Origin of the sequence: Staphylococcus ureilyticus (assembly GCF_002902235.1) — a bacterium.
In the GTDB taxonomy this organism is placed as follows: domain Bacteria; phylum Bacillota; class Bacilli; order Staphylococcales; family Staphylococcaceae; genus Staphylococcus; species Staphylococcus ureilyticus.
In genome coordinates, this window is the sequence record NZ_PPRL01000030.1 from 1 (window position 1) to 5,617 (window position 5,617).

The 5,617-nt window shown below is 34.5% G+C and carries 5 protein-coding genes; all 5 read left to right on the forward strand.

Annotated elements, in window-relative coordinates; genetic code table 11:
• Positions 1–67: 67 nt before the first annotated feature.
• The 5 genes from rnpA (at position 68) to CD150_RS03650 (ending at position 5,448) form a co-directional block, all read left to right on the forward strand.
• Complete coding sequence (gene rnpA, locus CD150_RS03630; RefSeq protein ID WP_046207171.1) at positions 68–415, forward strand: ribonuclease P protein component; 348 nt, start codon at positions 68–70, stop codon at positions 413–415.
• 160 nt (positions 416–575) lie between these two features.
• Positions 576–1,955 carry a tRNA uridine-5-carboxymethylaminomethyl(34) synthesis GTPase MnmE gene (gene mnmE / locus CD150_RS03635; protein ID WP_103161350.1) on the forward strand — a complete coding sequence of 460 codons (1,380 nt, stop codon included), beginning with the start codon at positions 576–578 and terminating at the stop codon, positions 1,953–1,955.
• Positions 1,956–1,971: 16 nt separating this feature from the next.
• The gene (gene mnmG, locus CD150_RS03640) at positions 1,972–3,849 is read left to right on the forward strand and encodes a tRNA uridine-5-carboxymethylaminomethyl(34) synthesis enzyme MnmG (protein WP_103161349.1); all 1,878 of its coding nucleotides are present in this window, start codon (positions 1,972–1,974) and stop codon (positions 3,847–3,849) included.
• A 1-nt stretch (position 3,850) separates the two neighbouring features.
• Complete coding sequence (rsmG, locus tag CD150_RS03645; protein WP_073345812.1) at positions 3,851–4,576, forward strand: 16S rRNA (guanine(527)-N(7))-methyltransferase RsmG; 726 nt, start codon at positions 3,851–3,853, stop codon at positions 4,574–4,576.
• Positions 4,577–4,611: 35 nt separating this feature from the next.
• Positions 4,612–5,448, forward strand: a complete 837-nt coding sequence (locus tag CD150_RS03650) for a ParB/RepB/Spo0J family partition protein (protein WP_046207167.1) — start codon at positions 4,612–4,614, stop codon at positions 5,446–5,448.
• Positions 5,449–5,617 lie beyond the last annotated feature (169 nt).

Sequence of the window (5,617 nt, forward strand, 5' to 3'; positions counted from 1 at the left end):
ATTCAATACATGTTATGGCTTAATATATAATAATGAATGTAATGAAAAGATAAGCGAGTGATGTTTCGTGGAGAAAGCATACCGAATTAAAAAGAACAGTGATTTTCAATTTATATACAAAAAAGGAAAATCAGTAGCAAATCGTCAATTTGTAGTCTATACGAAACCTAATAAAGAACTAGAACACTTTAGACTGGGTATTAGTGTTTCTAAAAAATTAGGTAATGCTGTTGTTAGAAATAAAATTAAGCGTGCTATTCGTGAAAGCTTCAAGGTGCATAAGCAAAATATATTACCAATGGAAATTATTGTCATAGCTAGGCAGCCAGCTAAAGATATGGATACTCTTCAAATCCAAGCAAGTTTAGAACATGTTTTAAAAATCGCTAAAGTTTTTAATAAACGAATTAAATAGGGTAGGGGAGATTGAACATTTAAGACCTTCGTAAGTCTTACCTCAGACAACCCTTAGGCTAACTTATTAGATTTTTTAAACAAGATGTTAGCTTTTTAATCCAAAACTATTTACAATATTATAATGATAAATTTTAGAATAAAAGGAGGCGAGATGGATGATGGATTTAGATACGATAACGAGTATATCCACACCTATGGGTGAAGGTGCTATCGGTATTGTACGTTTGTCAGGTGTTGACGCAGTAAATATTGCAGACAAATTATATAGAGGGAAGGAATCATTAGAACATGTACCTTCTCATACAATAAATTATGGACATATTGTTGACCCTGAGACAAATGAAGTGGTAGAAGAAGTAATGGTGTCTGTCTTACGTGCACCGAAAACATTTACTAGAGAAGATATCGTTGAAATTAATTGTCATGGTGGTATTTTAACCATCAACAGGGTATTAGAGTTGACGATGACACACGGTGCTAGAATGGCAGATCCTGGTGAATATACAAAACGTGCATTTTTAAATGGGCGTATTGATTTATCTCAAGCCGAAGCGGTGATGGATTTTATTCGTTCTAAAACCGATCGTGCATCTAAAGTTGCAATGAATCAAATTGAAGGTCGTTTAAGTGATATGATTAAGCGACAGCGACAATCCATTCTCGAAATCCTTGCACAAGTAGAAGTTAATATAGATTATCCAGAATATGATGATGTGGAAGATGCCACAACAGAAGTATTATTAGAAAAATCGAATCAAATTAAGTCAGAAATTAATAAGTTATTAGATACAGGTACACAAGGGAAGATAATGAGAGAAGGTTTGGCAACGGTCATAGTTGGTAAGCCTAATGTTGGTAAGTCATCCATGCTAAATAACCTAATCCAAGACAACAAGGCGATTGTAACAGAGGTACCTGGTACGACTCGAGATACTTTAGAAGAGTATGTAAACGTCCGCGGTGTACCTTTAAGGTTAGTAGATACTGCTGGCATACGTGAAACAGAAGATATCGTTGAGCGTATTGGTGTAGAGCGTTCACGCAAAGCTTTAGGTGAAGCGGATTTAATCTTGTTTGTGTTAAATTACAACGAACCTTTAACAGAAGAAGATCGCAAGCTATATGAAGTTATTAAAAACGAAGATGCCATTGTCATAATTAACAAGATGGATTTAGACAAACGATTAGATATTTCAGAAGTTAAAGAAATGGTTGGAGATATGCCAATCATTCAAACATCAATGCTAAAACAAGAAGGTATTGATCAGTTAGAGATACAAATTAGAGATTTGTTCTTTGCAGGAGATGTCCAAAATCAGGATATGACATATGTATCGAATTCAAGACATATTTCATTGTTAAAACAGGCGAGAAATTCAATTCAAGACGCTATAGATGCTGCAGAGGCTGGTGTGCCAATGGATATGGTTCAAATAGACTTAACGAGAACTTGGGAAATTTTAGGTGAAATTATCGGAGAATCCGCAAGTGAAGAATTGATAAACCAGTTATTTAGTCAATTCTGTCTAGGAAAATAAAAGGGAGGAAAAAAATATGGCTCAAGAATATGATGTAATAGTAATTGGAGCCGGACATGCTGGTATAGAAGCTGGACTTGCTTCAGCAAGACGTGGTGCCAAAACGTTAATGTTAACAATAAATTTAGATAATATTGCATTTATGCCATGTAACCCATCAGTTGGTGGCCCGGCTAAAGGTATAGTAGTTCGTGAAATAGACGCATTAGGTGGCCAAATGGCAAAAACAATCGATAAAACACATATCCAAATGCGTATGTTAAATACGGGTAAAGGACCAGCAGTCAGAGCACTTCGCGCACAAGCAGATAAAGTACTTTATCAACAAGAAATGAAACAAGTCATTGAAGATGAAGAAAACCTTGATATTATGCAAGGCATGGTAGATGACTTAATCATTGAAGATGAAGTGATCAAAGGTGTACGTACGAACATTGGTACAGAATACTGGGCAGATGCAGTCATTATTACAACCGGTACATTTTTACGTGGCGAAATCATTTTAGGTAATATGAAATATTCAAGTGGTCCAAACCATCAATTACCATCTATTTCACTAGCTGATAATCTTAGAAATCTTGGATTTGAAGTAGTGAGATTCAAAACAGGTACACCACCACGTGTCAACGCCAAAACGATTGATTATTCTAAAACAGAAATACAACCAGGTGACGATGTTGGTAGAGCATTTAGTTTTGAAACAACGGAATATATTTTAGATCAGCTACCTTGTTGGTTAACATATACGAATGGAGAAACACACCAAGTTATAGATGACAATCTACATTTATCTGCGATGTACTCCGGTATGATTAAGGGTACAGGACCTAGATATTGCCCATCAATTGAAGATAAATTTGTAAGATTCAATGATAAACCTAGACACCAACTTTTCTTAGAACCAGAAGGTAGAAATACTAATGAAGTATATGTACAAGGATTATCAACAAGCTTACCTGAACATGTTCAACGTCAGATGTTAGAAACAATCCCAGGCTTAGAAAAAGCGGATATGATGCGTGCAGGATATGCCATTGAATATGATGCGCTTGTACCAACACAATTGTGGCCAACACTAGAAACTAAAAAAATTAAAAATCTATATACTGCAGGACAAATCAACGGAACTTCTGGCTATGAAGAAGCGGCAGGACAAGGCATCATGGCTGGAATTAACGCAGCGTCAAGAGTATTAGGCGAAGAAGAAGTCATCTTAAGTCGTTCAGATGCTTATATTGGTGTCTTAATAGATGACCTTATAACAAAAGGTACAAATGAACCATACCGTTTATTAACATCTCGTGCAGAATATCGTTTATTATTAAGACATGACAATGCAGATTTACGATTAACAGATTTAGGTTATAAATTAGGTATGATTTCTGAAGAACGTTATGCACGTTTCAATGAAAAACGTCAAATGATAAAAGATGAGCAAGCACGCTTAAATGAAATTAGAATAAAACCTCACGAACGCGTACAAGAAATTATTGAAGCGCAAGGCGGTTCTCGTTTGAAAGATGGTATATTAGCTTTGGAATTATTGCGTAGACCTGAAATGACGTATAACTTAATTCTAGAAATTTTAGAAGAAGAAAACCAATTATCAAGTGATGTAGCAGAACAAGTTGAGATTCAGACAAAATATGAAGGCTATATCAATAAGTCGTTACAACAAGTTGAAAAAGTAAAACGTATGGAAGAAAAGAAAATTCCAGAAGACTTGGATTATAGTAAAGTCGATAGTTTAGCGACTGAAGCACGCGAGAAATTAGCGGAAGTTAAACCGTTAAATATTGCGCAAGCATCTCGGATTTCAGGTGTGAACCCAGCAGATATTTCGATCTTATTAGTGTTCCTAGAACAAGGTAAAATACAAAGGGTGGAAAGTTAAGATGAGTGTAAAATGGTTAACTGAGCAACTCAGCATACAAGGTATCGAACTTACAGAGAATCAACAACATCAATTTCAAACGTATTTTCAAATGCTCGTTGAATGGAATGAAAAAATGAATTTAACAAGCATTACTGAAGAACATGAAGTGTATTTGAAACATTTTTATGATTCGATTGCACTCAGTTTTTATACGGATTTGACACAAGCGCAAACAATTTGTGATATTGGTGCTGGTGCTGGTTTTCCAAGTATTCCATTAAAAATTATTTATCCTAATTTAAAAATTACAATTGTAGATTCATTAAATAAACGCATCCATTTTTTAAATCAGTTAGCAGAAGTATTAGATTTAGAAAATGTGAGTTTTGTACATGATCGCGCAGAAATATACGGGAAGGGAGACTACAGGGCGTCTTATGATATTGTAACTGCACGTGCAGTTGCTAGACTTTCCGTATTAAGCGAATTGTGTTTACCGTTAGTTAAAAAGGGTGGACAATTCATTGCTTTAAAATCAGCTAAAGGCGAAGAAGAATTGGAAGAAGCGCGTTTTGGTATAGGAGTCCTCGGTGGTAAACTTCAGGATGTCATTTCATATGAATTACCAGAAGATGCTGGTGAAAGGCAAATAATCAAGATAGATAAGAGAAGCGAGACACCAAAGAAATATCCAAGAAAACCAGGAATGCCCAATAAGTCTCCATTACTTGAAAAAGAAAAGTGATTTAATACAACTAATTTAGAGGGAGCGCATAAAATATGAAGAAACCTTTTTCTAAATTATTTGGTTTGAAAAATAAAGATGACATTGTTGGTTATATTGAAGAGGATCATAATAGTGTTGAATCTATTCATACTGAACGTATTGTGCCAAATCGTTATCAACCAAGACAAGTATTTGAGCCAAATAAGATTAAAGAACTCGCAGAATCAATAGATGAGCATGGATTGTTACAACCGATTGTAGTGCGTCCTATAGAAGAGGATATGTTTGAAATTATTGCTGGAGAGCGTAGATTTAGAGCCTTACAATCGTTGAATAAGACATACGCAGATGTCATTATCAGAGATTTAGGCGATGAAGAAACTGCAGTGGTAGCTTTAATAGAAAATATTCAACGTGAAAATTTATCTGTAGTAGAAGAGGCAGAAGCTTATAAGAAACTTTTAGAACTAGGCGATACGACACAAAGTGAATTAGCTAAAAGTGTAGGTAAAAGTCAAAGTTTTATAGCAAATAAATTGAGATTATTAAAATTAGCGCCTAAAGTGATAGAACGTTTGCGTGAAGGCAAAGTTACAGAACGTCACGCACGTGCGATGCTAAGTTTATCAGATGAAGATCAAGAAACATTGGTGGAAACGATTATAAGCCAAAAGTTAAATGTGAAACAAACTGAAGCAAGAGTAAAACAAAAAGTTGGCCCTGAAAAAGTGAAAGCGCAAAGTTTTGCATTTGAAAAAGACTTAACGGATGCACGTGAAGCGGTAGGCAAAAGTTTAGAGGAACTTGAAAAAAGTGGTATCAAGTTTGAACATCAAGCGAAAGACCATGATGATTATTATGAAATCAAAATTAAACTTTATAAAAAATAACATTTGAGGTTAATTAAACATATGACCTCCGCAAAAAGTACAACTTCGTTTTCATTTAAATGAGGTTGTACTTTTTTATTTATTATAAATATTTATGAATTAGTTATCATTTAAATACAAAGATTATTTTAAAAGTATTATTTATTTTATATTCCCTAAAAATTAAAAA